Source organism: Pseudomonas sp. TE3895 (assembly GCF_056278855.1).
The window spans coordinates 3,171,185-3,189,185 of record NZ_JBWBQE010000001.1 but is presented as its reverse complement, the minus strand read 5'-3'; the positions used below and the strand labels follow the sequence as shown (position 1 = coordinate 3,189,185).

Sequence of the window (18,001 nt, the reverse complement as noted above, 5' to 3'; positions counted from 1 at the left end):
GCAACACGGTTGCCATGGATTATTGGAAACGGATGTAAGACGCCGTTGTACGAACGGATCGAAGATGTAAAAAGTCGTAAGTTTTTTGTACGTCAGCTCTGGATCAACTGTTCCAGGGTCGCACGGGCCTGGCCGAGCTGGCTTGCCAGTGGCTCGGCAAGTGCGTTCAGCGCCTGCCCATCATGCTGGCGGGCGGCGTCTTCCAGGCATCGCAACAGCGCAGCCAGGCCAGAAAAACCCAGGGAGTCGCAACTGCCGGCCAGGCGATGGGCCAGGTGCAGCACCTCGGTAAAGTCCTGGGCTGGCAGCGCCTCGGCCAACGCCGTGGCGTGCTGCTCCAGTGACTGGCGCAACACATTCAGCAGGCCCTGCAGCTTCTGCTCGCCCAGCAGCGAGCGGTGGGTGGCCAGCAGCGACCAGTCCATGTTCGCGTCAATACCGGCCTCTTCAGTCGGCGTTGCGTCGGCCAGCGCCTGGCGCAGGTTGGCTAGCCGCAGGGGCTTGGCCAGCACACCTTGCATGCCGGCTTCCAGGTAATCCGACAGTTGCCCCGGTTGCACGCCAGCGGTCAGCGCAACTATCCGGCTGTGGTGGTTAGGCCCGGGGGTGGCGCGAAGCTGCCGGCACAGTTCCACCCCGCTCATGCCGGGCAGGTGAACGTCCAGCAGGATCAGGTCGAAGCGCCGCTGTGCGCACAACTGCAGGGCCTGCCCGGCATCCTCGGCAAAGCTCACCCGGTGGCCATCGCGCACCAGCAGGCCGCTCGCCACCTCACGGTTCAGCGCGACGTCCTCGACCACCAGGATATCCAGGCTGGCGCTGACCGACTGGGCCGGGGTATTGGCCGCAACCGGCTGCCCAAGGGCGATGTCGAGTTCGAACCAGAAGCAGCTGCCCTGCCCTTGTACACTGTCCAGGCCAATGCAGCCCCCCAGCTTTTCCACCAGGTGCTTGCAGATCGCCAGTCCCAGACCGGTGCCGCCGTAGCGGCGTGCCACGGCCTCGCTGGCCTGGACGAAGCGGTCGAAGATTTTTGCCTGTACGGCCGGCTCGATGCCGATGCCGTTGTCACTGACCGACAGCCGCAGGCGCTGCGTGGTCGCCTCGCTGACCAGCACCTGCACCTTGAGCCGCACCTGGCCGTGCTCGGTGAATTTGATGGCATTGGCCAGCAGGTTGCTGAGCACCTGACGCAGGTACTGCTCGGCGCCGTGCTGGTAACCGGCTAATTGCTCATCAATCTCCAGATGCAGTGTGTCGCCGTTGTCCGCGGCCATGGGTTCGAGCAGCGCCAGCACTTCCTGGCACAACTGGCGCAGCGAAAAGCCGACCAGCTCGGCGCGGCTCTCACCTTCTTCGAGCCGGGCGAAATACAGCACTTCGTTGAGAATCGCCAACAGCCCCTCGCCGGCCTTGTACAAGGCTTCCAGGCGCTGACGGTCGGCCGCTTCCAGCCGGCCACCGCGTAGCAGCTCGGCCATGCCCAGGATACCGTTGAGCGGGGTGCGCAGTTCGTGGCTCATGGTCGCCAGGAAGCGTGACTTGGCCAGGTTGGCGGCCTCGGCGTCATCCTTGGCCCGGGCCAGGCTGGCGGTACGTCGTTCGACCATGGCCTGCAGTTCGTCGCGCTTGTCTTGCAACGCCAGGCGGTCGCGTTCGCGGCGTTCAATGTCGCTGAGGATGGCGCGGCGCATATCGTCCAGGGCATTGGCCACCGTGTCGATCTCGTCAGGGCGCGATGAACGGCGGCGCCCCAGGCGCAACGGTTCCTGCCATTGGCCGGCGCCAATACGCCGGGCGAACTCGGCCATCACTTGCAGATGGCGGGTGACCAGGCGGTAGAACAGCCCTGACAGCGCCACTGCCAGGCCGCACAGAAACACGCCCATCCACAACAGGCTGGCAAGGCCCGTGGCGTAAAGCCGCCGGTGTACCGCGCCAAGGTCGATGCTGACTTCCAGTTCGCCCAGGTGCCTGACCGGCCCTGAGGGCGGCTGATAGTCGAGAGGGAAGCGCTCGATGCGCAGCGGCCCTTGGGGCTCGGCCTCACCGCGTAACAATGTGAAATCATCACTGACCAGACGCACCCGCGCCACATCGGAAAAGTCCACCAGGCCGCGCAACTGAACATCCAGCTGCGCCTCGTCGAGGTCCCACAGGCTGCGCTCCAGGCTGGCCAGGTAGCCGGCGCGGATCAACGCCATGCGTGCCTCAATATCCCGCATTTCGCGACGGTACTCGAAGTACAGCTGCACGCCGCTGGCCAGTACCGTGAAGCACAAGCTGAACAGCAGGATGAACAGCAGCAGGCGGCGCAGCAGGCCATCGGTGCGCAGGCGGATCATCGTGCATCCGCCGGCAGGTTGATCATGTCGCGGTAAGTGACCTCGCTCTGCTCCAGCCAGCGCGCGATCTCGCCAGCCTGGTTCATGCGCCGCAACTGCGCGTCGATTTCGTCCATGTGCTGGCTCAGGGGTGATTGCCGCGATACGGCTACCCGCAGGTAGTCCACGCTCAGCGCGCTGGGCAATACGCGGATGTCCTGCGCGCCGGGCAGGTGCTCGATGAACAGTTGGCCGGTGCGCCGCTCCTGGATCACATAGTCGATGCGCCCGCGGATCAGCTTGCCGAAGTTCTGCTGGCTGGACGATACCCGCTCGATGTTCTGATGCCGGGCGACGAAGCGGTCGAACTCGGCGCCATAGCTTTCACCGTACAGCAGGCCGCCGCGGTAACCCGCCAGGTCCTCCAGCTGCTGGAACTGCACCGGCCGCTTGCGGTTGTAGAACACGGCCACTTCCTCGCGCACCACCGGCTCCGTGGAAAAACGCATGCGCTGGTCACGCTGGTCGCTGTTGTAGGCCAGGACCACGTCCACCCGCCCGGCGGCGGCGTCCATCAGGCAGCGCTTCCAGTTGCCCAGCACCACGGTTTGCACCTCGTAGCCCATGCGCGCGAACAGTTCACGCACCACGGTTGGGGCCAGGCCGCGCACCTGGTGGCCGTCGCTCCAGGAAATGGGCGGGTACACCGGGTAGTCACAGTAACGCACGGGCTCACTGGCACTGGCGTGCAGGGTGGGCAACGTCAAGGCCAGCGCCAACTGCCAGGCGCGAGGAATCATGCTGCCACGCTGGCGGTGAACAGGTAGCCGGTGCCGTGAATGGTGATGATCAACTGCGGTTCGGCCGGGTCGTCATGCAGCTTGCGCCGCAGGCGGCCGACCAGCACGTCGATGGAGCGGTCGTTGGGCACCCACTCGCGGTTGCGAATCTGGTCCATCAACTGGTCGCGGCTGAGGGTGTGGCCGCTGTTGCGCAGGAACACGCTGAGCAACTGGAACTCGCCGTGGGTCAGCAGGGTTTGCCCGCCACGGGCGTCGATCAGGCGCCGGCGGTCGGTATCCAGTGCCCAGTCGGCGAACTGCTTCAGCGATTGCGCGCAGGCCGGGGCGGGGTGCGCCTCGCGGGCATGGCGTACGCGGCGGATCAGGTTTTTCGCCCGGGACACCAGCTCGCGGGGGTTGAGTGGTTTGATCACGTAGTCATCTGCACCGCATTCCAGGCCAACGATGCGGTCTATGTCGTCATTGCGCCCGGTGACGAGGATGATGCCAACCTCCGAGCGCACCCGCAGTTCGCGGGTCAGGGTGAGGCCGTCCTTGCCGGGCAGGCGGATGTCCAGCAGCACCAGGTCGACATCCTGGCTGGCAAGCAGGGCTTCGGCCCTTTCCGCGGTGTCGGCGCAGTGTACGTCGTAGCCCTCCTGGGACAGGTAGGCCTGCAGCAAGTCACGAATAAGCGGATCGTCATCGACGATCAATACCCGAGGCGTCATTGCGTGTTGTCTCTTTTTATTGGTGTTGTTCTACACACTCGCGACAGCAGCGTACTCGTTACTGAACAGGTGATCAACAGCCCTCGGACAGGCTGAAGCGCCTCCGGCCACCGGCCTGCAGGCCGTCGACCCAGGCCTCGCAGATGATCACGCCCTGCTCGGGGGTGAAGGTGCCGGGGTTCAGGCCCGACTCCAGCCACAGGCCGTCGAGCAAGGCGCTCAGGCTGATGGCCGCCAGGTCGGCATCGAAGCCCTGCCAGCCCTCCTCCTCGGCCAGTCTGGCCAGTAGCCGGCCAAGTTCGTTGCGGTACTCGCCGTAGGAGTGGTCGTGCACCTGGTTGATCGCGTCGGCGGTCTTCACCGCGCCCCAGAAGGCCAGCCAGGCATCGAGCAATTGCGGGTCGAGCAGCTCGGCGCAGAACGAGGCACGGAAAAACGCCGACAACCGCTCGCGGGCATTGGGCGCAGCTTGGGCCATGGCCTCGCGCAACAGGCCCATCACCCGACCGGTGACGGCCATGTAAGCCTCTGCCACCAGTTCGTCCTTGCCGGCGTAATGGTGGCTGATCAGCCCGACCGAGACCCCGGCCTCAGCCGAGATCTTGCGGATCGAAGCCCCCTGGAAACCATGGCGCTTGAGGCACACCAGGGTCGCCTCGACCAGGTTGGCTTTGCGCAATTCCGGCAGCATGCGGTGGTAGCGGGCTTCCTGAGTCATCGGTGGGTCTCTGGTTAGGGGCTGGACTGAACGACTGTACAACAAGCCGGACTGCGTGATAAACCCTAAGCGCCACTGCCCGTCAGGGCCCCCTCACAACAATAAAAGCGGCTGCCATGAACGACCTGATCACACGCGAGCTGGACCAAGGCCTGCTGACCCTGGCCTTCAACCGCCCCGACAAGCTCAATGCCCTGAACACTGCCATGTACCAGCTGCTGGGCGACCTATTGCTGGCGGCAGGTGAAGACCCCGCTGTCGATGCCATCATCATCACCGGTGGGCCGCACTGCTTCAGCGCTGGCAACGACCTTCGCGACTTCCTCGACAACCCGCCCAGCGACCTGGACAGCCCGGTATTCCGCCTGATGCGGGTGGTCATGGGCCTGGACAAGCCGCTGATCGCAGCGGTCAGTGGTGCGGCGATCGGCATCGGGGCCACCCTGTTGCTGCACTGCGACCAGGTGCTGGTCAGCCGCTCGACCAAGCTGCGCATGCCTTTCGCGCCGCTGGGTGTGTGCCCGGAGTTTGGTTCCAGCCTGCTGCTGCCGCGTGTGCTTGGCCAGGCCCGGGCGGCACGCTTGCTGCTGACCAATGCATTGCTGGATGGCGAACAGATGCTGGCCTGGGGGCTGGCCAATGAGCTGCATGAAAACGGCGAACAGTGCCTGGACGCTGCCCGCACGCTGGCGCGGCAGCTGCAAGGCTACCCGCAGGCGGCACTGCGGATCAGCAAGCGGCTGCTCAAGGACAGCCAGCGGGCGGAGCTGGAGGCCACGGTGGCGCGGGAAAGCCGACTGTTCATCGAATGCTTGCGTACTGAAGAAGCGCGGGCAGTGCTGCGAGGGATGATCAAGGATTGAAAGGGTGACTCGACCCTTTCGCGGCACAAGACCGCGCTGAAAGGGAGCGGCGGCATCGACGGGATATTGGGGTTAGATGCTATCGCTACGCGGCTCAACGCGAATGTCATCGCTCTCCCCCCCGCACGCACTGCTCTGCGGCAATAGCCGGATGTCCACACGACGATTCTCCGCCCGCCCATCGAATGTGTGGTTGCTGCTGACCGGCTGGCTGGCCGCGACACCTTGAACAGCAAAACAACTGTCCGGGATATCCCCCATCCGTTGCATCCAGTCGCGCACGGCTGAAGCACGGGCACGGGACAGGTCGAGATTCTTGGCCGCGTCACCCCGTGCATCCGCATGCCCGGAGATAACAATCAGCCAACCCGGTTGAGCCTTGATGCCAACCAGTGCGTTTATCAGCAGTTTGGTTGAACCGGGCTTCAGTTCGGCACTGCCCGGATCAAACAGATTCAGACTGTCGAGTTGGATCGGCTCAGGCGTGGGCGGCTCTTTGACTTGCCTGGATGCCCATTCTTGCCAGCCCAGCCACCCCACAAAGACACTGGTGACCGTCAGTGTCAGCAACCACGGCAACACCGCGCGTTTCTGCGCCGCTGGTTCAACTACAAAGGTGTAAGTCGGTGGTGCTGAGACAACCGCAGCGATCGGAGGGCTAAGCGCTGGCTCGGCTGGTGATGCCCATGGTTGCAACGGAAGCGGCATCGGCACGTCCCTGCTTCCCGACATCCGCTGCATCACGCTACTGATCTGCTGTCGAAACACCTTCAGCGAAGCCAAGGAAGCATGGCCAAGCCGCTCCAAACGGTGCTCAAGCCGCCCCAGCTCAACGATCAGTTCCCTCAGCGTCGCCAGACTCGATCCGCCCCATTCCAGCATTCGAACCAGGGGATGTAGCTGAGCAAACAACCAGGCGATGAGCTCGATCCGAGCTGAAGCCTGCACCGGCCACAAGCGCGGCCACTCGTCCGTGAGAGTGGCGAGCAATGCCACCCCCTCGGTCAAACCAGCGAGCCCCGTACGGTAGCTACGCGCCAGGATAAAGGACACTGCGGTCTGCAGCTCCACCCCGTTCCGTTCGAAGAGCCTCAAGCACAACGCTTCAACTTTTGCCCAGTCAACGTCAGGACACGCAGGATGATCAAGCTTGGCCAACTCGCCGCGCAACACGTTGAACTCATCAAAACTGCCTGGGTCGCCGCCCAAGCGAATCCGCATTTCAAAAAGCGCCGTCATCTGGCCTCCTTGTCCGTAGGTCTATAGCTTGGCGAGATAGCCTTCCTGTTTCAGGTGACGTACAACCACCCTCCCGTCAGGTGCAAGCGTGGTCCCAAAGGTGGCGCGGCCACCGCCCTTGATGCGTACATCGAGTGCGTATTCCAAATGGCCGGGCCGTCGCTGCGGCACCAGCTCGATGCGTACTTCTGCGAGCCGCGGCTCATACCTGCGCAACGTGCTCACGATGTCATTCATCAAACCATGGGCCGAGGCCGGCAACCCTTGAAGAACCGTGCCCATATCCGGCAAGCCATAGTCCGGCAGATGCGCGAGTGTGCCGGCCCGGCTGTTTAGAATGCGCTGAAGGTTGTCCAGAACCGAAAGCGTCAGTTGATCATCATCACTGACCCGATCCAGCTCCAACTCGCCGCTGAAATTCTGCAGCAGCGTTTCGTAAAGCGAAGGGCTTGGTTCGATCATGTGCTCAGTCCTCGCTGCGCGGCCGCAACTTCAAGCGGTTATCACCCAACTCGACAACCCTGGGCTGGTCCGGATCGAGGTCATCACGCTGCAAGGTCAAACGCCACGCGTCTTGCTCCATGTCCGGATTTCGGAACAACGCAATCACGGCAATGTACTGAGCCTCCCTATGCAAAGGCGTGCTGAGCTGAGCCGCCTCACCAGGTTTGACCACTACGGCTTTTTCGCTCAACAGGTCGCCCCCCAGCACGCGCTCGCCGTGGCTGACCAGATCGTCGTAAGTTGCCTTGTCCAGAGCCTTGTGATCCCGCAACTGGTAGACACGCACCAGCACCGAAACGGACAACCCACTCATCTCCATGCTGTCGGTATTCATCGCTGACCGGCCGGTGAAATCCAGATGCAATGTTTTGACTTGCTTGTAGAAAACCGCACGGGCCGTGGAAGCCGTACCCTCCACAACCTTCTGGGTGAGGCCGCAGCCGCCCAGCAGTGTCACCAGCGCCACGACCGTGAAGCGTTTAGAAGCGGTACGCCACATGCGATACCTCCCTGTCGCAAGGATTCAGTTGTAGGCCTTGATAGCGGCCCAGGTTGACTGTGATGGTGTCGGTGTTGGCTGTAGCCTCTTCACCGGTCGGCAACCCCAGTACTGCCGTCATTCCCAACCTGACTTGCGCACGGCCCAGTACCGGCACGGGCAGCAGACGCAGCGGAATCGACAGCTGTAGCTTGGCCGTACAGCGCCACCCCAGGTACACCTCCAGCAGCACCCGCAAGTCGAGCAGCAACTGCCCCCCAGGAAGCCACTCGCGCGCCTCTTCCGGATCATTGGTGTGCAGCAACAGGCGCAACTGGCTGTTCGCATCCGTTCCGACAGCGCCTAGCGGCATGCCTTGGGAAAGACTTACCGGGCTTTTCGTTTCCAGGCTGGCTGGTCGCTCAAGCACGACACGTTGCGGCCAATGCCCGGTGACATGTGCCTCCGTGCTCGGCGCCAGCAGCTTGACCAACGCGCCAATGCCCTCAGCGTTGCGGGTCGGCAAGCGCATCACGCTGAGCAATGCCAAAAAGCGAGACATGGGCGTGGCGATACGCTCGGCAGTACCGGGTACTCCAAGGCCGATCAAGCCCAACAGGCACTGTGAAGTCGCATCGCTACCGCCCGCCTCAAAGGTGGCGGGATACGAGTATTTGCGCCAGATCCGATAGAACTGGGTGAATACCCGGTGGTTGAAGATATCGAGAAACGCCTCTACAGCTTCGTGGCCCTCACGGCGCTGGGCGATGTCGTCCAGGTAGGCCGTTGGCAGCGGCGAATCGACACCATACAAACCAAGTAGCCGAGTTCGTATCGTAATAGGGCGTTCGGGACAGGCGTCGTCGAACTCTATGGCCTTCAGCTCACTGGCGGGAAAGCCCATGCCTGGGTCGGGCCGAAAGCGGACCCCGTCATCAACCGGGTGTGCGGTACTGCCCAGCGGTGGGTGATCGACCAGTACCTGCTCGAGCAACTGGCAGACGCGATACACGTTGGCCGAGGCAACCTGCCCCTCCAGCACCTGCAAAAGCCCTTCTGCCTTCAGCCTGGAATACGCTGACTGTGATGTTCGCTCCATCGCAGGCACCTCCCCGTCGGTTGCAGGATCAACGTCAGTTGCGTGCACAAGTGAATGTCGGCATACAGCGCGAAGAACCGGCTGAGCATTTCACCGAACAGGCAGATGTCCCCCTCCCCCGAAAAACCATTGCTGTCGAGCGTCACCTCGATATCCACGCCGCGCAGCAAGAACCCTTTTTCGAACCGCTGGATAAGGTGATGCTTGACCTCAACGATGGCCTCCAAGCGACGGCGATTGGTTTCGCTACCCGTCCACTCGTACAACGCCAGCGTGCCACGCAGCACTTCAGCACTATTGAGCATGGGCAAGAAGTTCGAGCCCAGGTGGCTCAGTACCCGCCAGTGGAACCGGTCACGATTCGGCGGATAACATGGCAGCGTGGGTGAGGTCAGGTTGCGCACCTGCAGCCCCGCCTGGGTGGATTGCGCGGCCGCGTCGAGCAATGTACTGCGCAGGGCCTTGCGCGGCAGTTGGCCATTGGTCCCGGTAAGGCGCAGTGACAGGCTTTTGCGCTTGAGCAGCACATCCTTGTCAAAGCCTTCCCCGCCCAGGATCAGCCAGGTGTCATGAAGACCATTGGCGCCCTGCCTGAGGCGGGTATGAAAATACCGCTCGGGGGCTTCATCGCGGAGCATGCCACCCTTGTGGCGAAAGCTGCTGAAAGGCACGTAGTCCTGACGGACACTGTTCTTGGAACCGGACACCCTGTCCACGGAATAGATTTCCGTGTGCCCGTCCTGCAGCCGCATCGGGCGAAGCAGGTACTCGTTCTGCAGCGGGTCCAGGTTGAGCGGGTCCGCATCCAGCGGGAACAAATTGATCACGGGGACCGCGTGTAAACGGATGTGCTCCTCGTTGGGCGTGAAGGCATGCGACCATGCTTCACACAGCACGACATCAAGCTCGAACCAAGTAGCGCCCAGTGGCAATGACAACGACTCCAAACCGCACAGCGTCACGAACATGAATTTCTCGCGGAAGGTGAAGTACTCAAGCAGCAGCTGGTAGCCGCTGAACGCACTATCACCTTTGGGCCAAAGACGGTCATCATCGGCGAAGCCCTTGGGCTTGAAATGGCCTTCAAGTGTTTGGCGTTCTGCCTCGCCCGGCATACGCACATATAACGCCTGTACCTTCAAAGTCAGTGCTTGATGCAGTGCACTGGCCAATGCGGCATCGGCGTTCAGGTACAGCGGTATCTGAGCAAGATCCAGCCGGCTCCAATCTGCCATTTCCCCGCACAAGAAACGCAAACGCAGCACCGCGCGCCCATCAGGCTCGTGATCAAGACGCACGGTGTCGAGCGTGAGCGGCTGAAGCGGCAGGTCCTGTGTCGTGGAGTAGCGGCAGCGGGTACGTTGCGGACCCACTGGCTGAGACAACACCTGAAACCCCCTGGCAATGGATTCGGTGCCTTTCATCTGGCTGACATCAGGCATGAGCTCAACGATTGCCAGCGAGGGGATAGTGCGCAGGTAGTGTGGCCAGAGCAGGCTGACCAGCCCTTCGGTCAGTTCGGGCAAATCGTCGTCCAGTTTTTCGCGCAGGCGCCCCATCAAGAACGCGAAGCCTTCGAACAGGCGCTCCACATAGGGGTCCTGCGCCCCAGGTTTATTCAGGTTCAGCTGCGCCGCGCGGTCCGGAAACGCCTGGGCAAATTCTTTACCGGCTTCACGCAGGTAGCGCATCTCGGCATCAAAGTACCGTAGGGTTGGGTTGTCCTTGCTCAAAACAAGATCCTGATCAATGTGAGTTAGCTGCACAGCACCGCAGCGCGTACCGGGTCAATGGCTACCAGCGCCGCCAGCTGTTGTTCCATCTGCCGCGCCAGGGCTGGCCGATCGGCATCGTTGCGCTGGGCTTTCAAACGCAGCAGCTTGAGCAACCGCGCCTTGACCTCAAAGATCAGCTCTGGCTCCCAGTCGGTCAGTGCGTGGTGGTGCGCGGTGGTATCCAGTTCAGTGAACAAATGAATGGCCAGTTCGGCCTTGCCGTACTGCTCGGCCACCCGGGCCATCAGCAGGCGCAGCAACCAGCGTTGCCGCCCGGCCTGCGTATCGGGCCGCTTTGCAAGCCACGCCAGCGCTTGCTCGACACCCTCAGCATCGGCTTGCGCCAGTGCCTCAGGTTCCAGCGCAAGGATTTCGCAGGTTGCCGTGGTGGTTGCCGAGGCTGCAGCAGGCAGCCATTGCGCGGAGCGGCTGTCGCTGACGTGCTGGTTGATCCACTCGCGTGTGGTTTCATCCGCGAAAGCCGAGCCATCGTTCCAATACAGCATGTCCAGCCCAGGCAAGCGCTGCAGCAGCATGTTCAGGTCATGTTTGACGATGGCTGCCCAGCTACTGTGCGGATGGGGTGATTTGCTCAAGGCCTGATGCAGATGCCATTGCAGGTCCAACCAGAAATGGTTGACGCCCTCGGCATACATCCGCTCGGCCTGGTCGATCAACTCACTCCAGCGTTGCTGCACGTGCAGGCGTTTTAACTGGGCACGGTATTCACCGCGCGGGGGTGCCAGCCGGGTAATGCCCTGTGCGTCTTGGGGCGGTACCTGATGCACGGTGTCCCAGCGCAGGCTCTTCATCAGCCGATGGGCTGCCAGCCAACCTTCTGGTTGTTCACGCAGGTAGCTGGCCAAGCCCCGGCCACTGTCCAGCAAATCGCGACCGGACTTGATGGGTGATGTGCTCGGGCCAGGGGCGCTACTTCTCGGCGGTGAGTCACTGCTGGTCTGCGGGACGATTGCATCAACACCTCCCGACATAGCGAGTCTATTGCTGAGGGCGCCGTACAAGGCGTCCAGCCGCGGTCGCTGGTCTGCGGGCCAGTTGCTGCAGCCGTGCTCCAACCACACCAGCGCAGCCACCGTTCGCTCAGTTTCAGCCTTGACCACCTGAGGGTACAGCGACAGGCTTGCCAGGACCCTGCTGCCGGCAAGCCACTCCAGGGCCATTTTGCGGCTATGGGGACGCGCCGGCAGGATGTCGCAGGCATAGCGCTCCATCAGCGCCGCCAGCAAACTCAGGCCATCTGCCAAGCCGGACTCACCGTCCCTATGCAAGCGTGCCCACAGGTAGTAGGTGGCAACACGAAGGTCTTTGCAGGACTGCTGGAGCAGCTTCTGCGCCAGTTGGGCCACAAGGTCGACATCCGCCCCGGAGAGTTTGTTGACCTCTTCGCGCATGCGCTGGAAATCGTCGTCGTAGCCCGGGTCCTCTCCCACCGGTGCATCACCGCTGATGGGCGTTAGCCAAGGCTCCCAGGATTCGCTGTGTTTGCGGGCAATGACCAGTGGCTCGCTGGTGGACAAACAGCTTTCGATCAGGCTTTTCAGGCTCATTCGAAGCCCCCATTGTGCGTGTACTGCGGGGTATCACGGCCCTCTACCAGAAAGATCTCTCGCGGCAGGCTGAACCCGCGTAACTTGAGCAGCGCCAGCGGCCCTTCGCCCAACTCCGTGCGCAAATGCCAAGTCAGGCCCAGGCCATCTGGCGCATCCAGCACGACCCGAAAGCGACTGTCGCCGTCATCCAACGCCGTGACGTTGGCCTGCTCCAACAAACGAATCAGCCCCCAGGTGCCCTGGTAGTCCGCAAACAGACGTTCGCCGGTATGAACACTGCTCCACGTCAGGCTGATACCCGGATGATCACCCTGCCCGGGCCAGCGAAAGCGTTGCCAGCTTTCTCGCTGGTTGAAGTAGTGGTGCTTTTCACCGTTGAGTACGAAGGTGGTCTGCACCACATCACGCACAGGCTTGCCTTGCAGCTCGAAGCTCAAGCCCATACCGCCATCGGTGTACAGCACATCGGCCAACTGGCTCAGCTGGTTGATCGCGGTGAGAAAGTCCGGGTTGAAACGCAGCCCCTGGCTCTGCCCCGCGTCGGCCACCCAGCGGCTGCCTTCCTTGCGCAGAAGCCCCGTGAGTTGCTGTGCCAGAAACTGTTCGATCCGCCCGGAGTCGGCGCGGATCATCTGCCCCAGCACGGGCAATGAGGCGTCACTGCTGGTGACGGCGAAGGGATAGCGGCCGCTGAAAGCGCCCTGCCACTCATCGACGATCGCGCGCTGCCAGGTCCGGTTGAGGCCGGCCGACGACGGCTGCAGAATCTGTTGCCACGCCTGATCCAGCGGCTGCACGAACAGCGTATTGGCCGCCGGCCCCCAGTCGGCGCCGAGGCTGGCGGCGATCAGGTTGCCATAGGCCTGGGTGTCGGTCAGGTCCGCGCCTTTGCCTTGGAATACCGTCTGTGCCACGGCCTGCATCATCGCCTCGGGATCGGGCGCATTGACCACCTGCTGCAGCTTCAAGCGCACACCGGTGACCCGCGTGAGGAAGGCTTGCAGGCTCAGGCGGCCATCGACTGATCGCCCTTCAGTGTCCTTGCCCAGCAAAGCCATCAAAGGGCCAAAGGTACTATCGAGCGGGCCGCTGGGTGTTTGGGGAAGTTGATCGACGATCGGTGCTGCTTTTTGCCCTACCAGCTTCTGCGCGGATTCGATCAGGGAATCGGCCAGGGCCTGGCCACGAACGCCGGCCTGGCCCTGGTAGCTCAACGTGTTCATCAAGGCGATCAATGGTGACTGGCGCACGTCACTCACCAGCGTCAACTGTGCAATCACATCGCGCAGGCCATGGCCCTGCTGCCAGCGCAGGCTGTTGAGGAAGGTTAGCCAGGCACTGCTGTAATCCTGGAAGTAGCGGGTGGTCAACCGCTCCCTAAGCTGGTCGGGGCTCAGCGCCTTGGCGATGTCGTTGGGGTGGTCGCTGAGTACCCAGTCGATCTCTTCGCGCCGGGCTTGCGCCGAGTCTTCAATGGCTGCACGAACCTGCCCTTCCCAGGCTTGGCGGGTGAATACACCGGGGACCTGTTCAGCACTGGCGAACAGAGCGCTTGCATCGGTGTCGCCGACCAGCTGTTGCAAACCCAACGCCGGGTAGTGGTTCGCCGCGGTGTCGAGGACCTGCTGGTACAGGCTGCTTTCAGCGTTTCGCTGACCCAGTTCACGCAGCAGCAGCTGGCGTGTTTGGGCGATCAACCTGAGATTGGCCTTGATCGCCCAGTCAGGGTGCTCGGGCAGATGCTGGCCGTAGAATGTCCACAATGCCGGTTCGGCAGCGCCCAAGGTCTCGGCCAGGAAAGCAGCATCGGCTTTTTCTGGGCGCGCCAGCATCAGATAGGCTTTGAGGTAGATGTAAGCCTGCTGTGTCCGCTGAGAGCTCGCCGGAGGCAAGTTGACCAACGCCTTGAGCCGTTTTTCCAGCTCAGCTACGGCTGGGTCACGGAGCAGCTGGTTATTGGCCTGCGTATAGAGGGGCCACACCGCTTCACGCAGCTCGTGCGACCGGCTCAGGCCAAAGCGCTGATACCACGGTGCGCCGTGTTCTGATCGGTAGCCCAGGCGGGAGAGTTCGCGTACCAGCTCACCCAGTGCCTGTTTAGTGTCTGTACCTGCTACAGGCTGCTGCAAAGCGCTGTACGCCGCCGCTATCTGACCGACCTCGGCACGGTTGCTCGCAAACGACAACAGCAAGCCGATGCCCCAAATGAAAGCGAGGCCGAGCGCAGAAACGTAGGCGACTCTGGCTGGGTGCCAACCCAGTCGCCGGGCTCGGGCGGAGCGATCGTTGAGGATCCCTGACCATGCTGGGTCTGCAGGCCAGTGATGATCCACGCGAAGGTTGTTCTGGAGTCGCAGCGGTAAGCTGAACCACACTCCACGCAACCAAACGTCGCGTCGCCGGAACAGCGCGGACAATGCAGCGCACCATCCGGAGACACCCTCGATCGCAACATCGCGTGACAATCGAAGCAAGAAATCATGATCAGAGTCTTTTTGAAGCTGCGATAGACCCTGCTCACGTAAGGGTTGTGCGAGCATGCCTAAGTGGTCGGCGAGCCGCACTGGCGATAATGGTACCGGGAGCATGCAGCCTACCGCTCCGATTTCGCGCGCGTGCTGCGGCCACATACTGTCGCAGACCTGCCACACATGCAGCAGCAATTGGCAGCGTAGGGTTTTGGCCAGATTCTGCAAACGACGAACGCTATCGTTCATCGCGCTCACGTTATTGCTTTGGTCTTTGTTCAACACCCAGACCACCCCATTGAGCGCACGGTTGCGGCATAGGCCGCGCCACTGCAAAAGCAACGCGTCTTGCGGTTCACCTTGGATGCTGCCGGCCCACAGCAGCACGGTGTTTTGCCCTTCCAGCCAACGCTGCTCGCTCAACCCAGGGGCAATCGCCTCGATCTGCTCAGACTCACCGACCACCAACAACAGTCGAATTTTGCGCCGCCAGAAGAAGCCGTAGCGTCCCTTCAAATGCGCCCTCAACTCGGGTACGCCGAAAGGATCCTCAGCATTAGAAACCACGTTACTGCCAGTCGAACGAGTCCGGTTGACTCCGAGCTTTTGTCCCATCAGAGCAATAAAATCTCTCGCGCCCAACATTCGGATAGCCAATTCGCCGACGCCATCGAGAAAGAGAAATATCAAACAGCCGATCAACAACACTGCTGTCCATTGCAAGCGTGCAGTCTCACTCCTCACCTGCACTACGGGATTATCGACCCAGATCAATACCCCACCCGCAACGAGCAAACACAGGATCACTATCCAGACGCTGATTCTCTTCTTTTTCACGATCAATCCCTATTTCAAGATCTCATGCAGGCCGGACAATAAAAATTTGAGCAGAGGCATCGTGTAGCAGGACCACCTGCGGACCGTCCTCCGCCTTGGCACACTCACTAGCAACGATTAATGCGACATTACCTACTGCACATCCAGGTAAACCAAACGAATCATCCAATCGATGACACCTGGCCACGTTAAAAGGGAAACGTGCTGCATTCACAGCGATACTTGTCTCACGTAAAACGTCACCAGGCACCTGAGCCTGCCAACTGAAGTACGTTTCTTCTCCGGCACGCAGTTGCCCCCAAAGAAATGCATCCGTAACTGCATCCTTGATAGAGCGACCAGCGCACTCAAGTTGGACAGGGCGATGAACCAGGGCGATCGAATCAATTTTTTGCGTGTTACACCACTGCGAAGAGCCCAACAACACAGCTGTCACGGTCTCGGCCTGTTCAGCAACGGGGTTTAGAAAAAGATTAATTTCAACGGACATTAACAGTTGATGTCGTTCCGGCGCATCCAACCACGTGTCCAGCCACATTACGCCATCATCGTCCATTGCAAAGACCACGTTATCAGTTAAACGGTGGTTGGTGGTAACTGCAGACCAAATAGACAGAAGCTCTTCATTGCAAAGCACTTGGTTATGCCTAATACGAACATCCACAGCAAGACTGCGCGCCCCGATCTCTAAATCAGACTCCAACCGACGTACAACTTGTTGTAAAAATCCATGTAAACGCTTAGCGTATTCGGACTTTGAGTGATTTTGCACCCACGGCTTTAATTGACTCAACCGCATTGTCAAGGCTTGTCCTTCCAGATAAATAGGTTGGAGGGGCTTACTACCCAAACGCAGGGCCTGAGCAAGTCTATTATTACCCGCCCCGGAACAATAGGATACGGCCAATACGGCAACCGTACGCTGGCCGCGCCGAATGAGTGACCGCTCCAACTCATCGCGACGCTCATTCCAACTCTCTATATAATCTCGATGTTTCTCGTACGCCAACAAACGCAGTGCGTAGAACAATAACCCGGTAATCAAAACTCCTAATAATGCGCAGATCCACAACCAAAATGATGTATGCCAACTGCCCACCCGCCAAAGCAGGACCATCAACCCGCCAATTATGAGCGAACAAAGCAAGATGACCACACCCCACCGCCAGTGCCGAGGTTGCCGGGGTAGCAATCGCCTCTCGGGTAATGAGTTCAGGTCAACTGCCATCTCACAGCCTACCTGCTTGAGGAAGCGACGTGATTAACTCACAACCACAGGAACAGCAATGACCGTCTAAAGCAATGGGCCGACCTTTAACTTTCGAACCCGTATCCCCCTCTGCTATTTCATTCACGCCGTGCCCAGGTATTGGACAAAAAACAGCATCACCTACGCAAGCGACATCAAGCTGCATAAATTTCAACCCACGGGTGCCGGCAAGTACCTTGCCTCCCGAAGACAGTTTGTCGCCAACACGAATAACTCCGCGCGTATCATTAAGCACTCAAAAATAAGATCATCACCCGCCTTTCAGGCAGCCTATGTTTAAATACCCCCTGAAATTTAGAGCCCACCATTACTCAATCCGATTGTCACTGTTAACAACACACCTCGCCGTTTTGTCGCCCAACACAATCATTTTATCTTCGGATGCATAACCATGCGGATTCTCAGGGGTTCTGTGCACATTCACTCCTCCTCCCCAGCTGGGATTGGCATATGCCTGACCACGTGTAACTTTTGTATCCCGGCCATAGTAGTCCTTGGTCACTGGTGTTTCCGGCCCCTGGGGGTCAATTTCAGGGGAGTACTGATAATAATTTTCGTCATACCAATCCTTAACCCACTCCAGCCCATTATCCGACATGGCATAAAGGCCCAACGGATTGGGAGGAAACCTGTTTACCGGCAAGGGCGTAAGCCCCTCCGTGCTCCACCCCATTTGTCTAGCAAAATCCTCACGATCTCGATAAGTAGAAATGTTAACTCCTTTCGGCCCTCCCCCATATTTAGTAAAACCATCATTTGTCTGCTTATAAGTACCGTCATCAGTGGCCACCATCAAAAACTGCCCGCGGCTGCGTGCCGCGTACTCCCACTGGGCCTCAGTGGGTAATGAGAAAGGAAGATTGGACACTTTAGCCAGCCAGTTGCAATAGCGGTCGGCTTCATACCAGTCCATATGCGCTGGCAAATCAGGTAAAGAATGAATGTTCTTCCACTTTTCCTGTATTCCCCCTACCTCAAAAGAACGCAACTTAAGACCACTGCTTTTAAGATACATCTCAAACTCTTTATTTGAGATCTTAAATCTTGCAATAGAAAAGGTGCTCAACTTTACCTTATGTACTGGCCGACTGTCTTCATCACTATCATAAGACATTTGCTCCGACCCATACTGTAAGCCATAATCCCCCATCAAATATTCACCACCCTCAACAAACACCAAGTCCCTTTTTACCTCTTCGATAAAATTCTTCATCTCTATCGGCGTTATCCCGAGTTCCTTATGATCAACTCCGTTCGCCAACTGGTCACAGCCTGACAAACTCAAAAAAACCAAACAAAATATAGACACCTTAAAAATTTTCACGACCACTCCAATTAGGTT

15 protein-coding genes are annotated in these 18,001 nt (G+C 60.1%); 1 reads left to right on the top strand and 14 read right to left on the bottom strand.

Features of this window, described 5'->3' with window-relative positions; translation table 11 throughout:
• Window positions 1–92 precede the first annotated feature (92 nt).
• The 4 genes from ACZ889_RS14345 to ACZ889_RS14330 form a co-directional block, all read right to left on the bottom strand.
• Window positions 93–2,345, bottom strand: a complete 2,253-nt coding sequence (locus ACZ889_RS14345) for an ATP-binding protein (protein WP_180688331.1) — start codon at window positions 2,343–2,345, stop codon at window positions 93–95.
• A complete protein-coding gene (locus ACZ889_RS14340; protein WP_003256136.1) occupies window positions 2,342–3,124 on the bottom strand; it encodes a substrate-binding periplasmic protein in 783 nt (260 codons plus the stop codon). The genes ACZ889_RS14345 and ACZ889_RS14340 overlap by 4 nt, the downstream gene beginning before the upstream one ends.
• Window positions 3,121–3,837, bottom strand: a complete 717-nt coding sequence (locus ACZ889_RS14335; RefSeq protein WP_003256139.1) for a response regulator — start codon at window positions 3,835–3,837, stop codon at window positions 3,121–3,123. Before ACZ889_RS14335 ends, ACZ889_RS14340 begins: the two co-directional genes overlap by 4 nt.
• Window positions 3,838–3,910: 73 nt before the next feature.
• Window positions 3,911–4,555, bottom strand: a complete 645-nt coding sequence (locus tag ACZ889_RS14330) for a TetR family transcriptional regulator C-terminal domain-containing protein (RefSeq protein WP_004576435.1) — start codon at window positions 4,553–4,555, stop codon at window positions 3,911–3,913.
• A gap of 116 nt (window positions 4,556–4,671) precedes the next feature.
• On the opposite strand from ACZ889_RS14330, the gene ACZ889_RS14325 reads away from it, so the two are divergent.
• Window positions 4,672–5,418, top strand: a complete 747-nt coding sequence (locus ACZ889_RS14325) for an enoyl-CoA hydratase-related protein (protein ID WP_064493055.1) — start codon at window positions 4,672–4,674, stop codon at window positions 5,416–5,418.
• A 72-nt stretch (window positions 5,419–5,490) separates the two neighbouring features.
• Here the strand turns inward: ACZ889_RS14325 and ACZ889_RS14320 are convergent, their stop codons facing one another.
• The 10 genes from ACZ889_RS14320 to ACZ889_RS14275 form a co-directional block, all read right to left on the bottom strand.
• On the bottom strand, window positions 5,491–6,657 hold the full coding sequence (locus ACZ889_RS14320) for an OmpA family protein (protein ID WP_004576433.1): 1,167 nt from the start codon (window positions 6,655–6,657) through the stop codon (window positions 5,491–5,493).
• A gap of 21 nt (window positions 6,658–6,678) precedes the next feature.
• Entirely contained in the window at window positions 6,679–7,119 is a 441-nt protein-coding gene (tssE, locus tag ACZ889_RS14315; protein ID WP_004576432.1) for a type VI secretion system baseplate subunit TssE, read from the bottom strand.
• A gap of 4 nt (window positions 7,120–7,123) precedes the next feature.
• Window positions 7,124–7,660, bottom strand: a complete 537-nt coding sequence (tssJ, locus tag ACZ889_RS14310) for a type VI secretion system lipoprotein TssJ (RefSeq protein ID WP_004576431.1) — start codon at window positions 7,658–7,660, stop codon at window positions 7,124–7,126.
• Window positions 7,641–8,738, bottom strand: a complete 1,098-nt coding sequence (gene tssG, locus ACZ889_RS14305; RefSeq protein ID WP_033726714.1) for a type VI secretion system baseplate subunit TssG — start codon at window positions 8,736–8,738, stop codon at window positions 7,641–7,643. The genes tssJ and tssG overlap by 20 nt, the downstream gene beginning before the upstream one ends.
• Window positions 8,702–10,471 (bottom strand): type VI secretion system baseplate subunit TssF, encoded by a 1,770-nt coding sequence (gene tssF, locus ACZ889_RS14300; RefSeq protein WP_180690133.1) that lies wholly within the window; start codon window positions 10,469–10,471, stop codon window positions 8,702–8,704. Before tssF ends, tssG begins: the two co-directional genes overlap by 37 nt.
• Window positions 10,472–10,494: 23 nt before the next feature.
• Complete coding sequence (gene tssA, locus ACZ889_RS14295) at window positions 10,495–12,081, bottom strand: type VI secretion system protein TssA (protein WP_476257488.1); 1,587 nt, start codon at window positions 12,079–12,081, stop codon at window positions 10,495–10,497.
• Window positions 12,078–15,392: an ImcF-related family protein gene (locus ACZ889_RS14290; protein ID WP_476258018.1), complete on the bottom strand. Its 3,315-nt coding sequence runs from the start codon at window positions 15,390–15,392 to the stop codon at window positions 12,078–12,080. Before ACZ889_RS14290 ends, tssA begins: the two co-directional genes overlap by 4 nt.
• A 19-nt stretch (window positions 15,393–15,411) precedes the next feature.
• Window positions 15,412–16,545, bottom strand: coding sequence for a hypothetical protein (locus tag ACZ889_RS14285; RefSeq protein WP_476257487.1), 1,134 nt, complete (start codon window positions 16,543–16,545; stop codon window positions 15,412–15,414).
• Between the two features lie 73 nt (window positions 16,546–16,618).
• Entirely contained in the window at window positions 16,619–16,894 is a 276-nt protein-coding gene (locus ACZ889_RS14280) for a PAAR domain-containing protein (protein WP_476257486.1), read from the bottom strand.
• 72 nt (window positions 16,895–16,966) lie between these two features.
• Window positions 16,967–17,983 (bottom strand): formylglycine-generating enzyme family protein, encoded by a 1,017-nt coding sequence (locus ACZ889_RS14275; protein ID WP_476257485.1) that lies wholly within the window; start codon window positions 17,981–17,983, stop codon window positions 16,967–16,969.
• Window positions 17,984–18,001 lie beyond the last annotated feature (18 nt).

Coding starts and splice junctions, on each gene's coding strand:
- tssE (WP_004576432.1), bottom strand. CDS start 7,119: ATGATCGAACCAAGCCCTTCGCTTTACGAAACGCTGCTGCAGAATTTC.
- tssA (WP_476257488.1), bottom strand. CDS start 12,081: ATGAGCCTGAAAAGCCTGATCGAAAGCTGTTTGTCCACCAGCGAGCCA.
- tssG (WP_033726714.1), bottom strand. CDS start 8,738: ATGGAGCGAACATCACAGTCAGCGTATTCCAGGCTGAAGGCAGAAGGG.
- ACZ889_RS14320 (WP_004576433.1), bottom strand. CDS start 6,657: ATGACGGCGCTTTTTGAAATGCGGATTCGCTTGGGCGGCGACCCAGGC.
- ACZ889_RS14325 (WP_064493055.1), top strand. CDS start 4,672: ATGAACGACCTGATCACACGCGAGCTGGACCAAGGCCTGCTGACCCTG.
- ACZ889_RS14345 (WP_180688331.1), bottom strand. CDS start 2,345: ATGATCCGCCTGCGCACCGATGGCCTGCTGCGCCGCCTGCTGCTGTTC.
- ACZ889_RS14340 (WP_003256136.1), bottom strand. CDS start 3,124: ATGATTCCTCGCGCCTGGCAGTTGGCGCTGGCCTTGACGTTGCCCACC.
- ACZ889_RS14330 (WP_004576435.1), bottom strand. CDS start 4,555: ATGACTCAGGAAGCCCGCTACCACCGCATGCTGCCGGAATTGCGCAAA.
- tssJ (WP_004576431.1), bottom strand. CDS start 7,660: ATGTGGCGTACCGCTTCTAAACGCTTCACGGTCGTGGCGCTGGTGACA.
- ACZ889_RS14335 (WP_003256139.1), bottom strand. CDS start 3,837: ATGACGCCTCGGGTATTGATCGTCGATGACGATCCGCTTATTCGTGAC.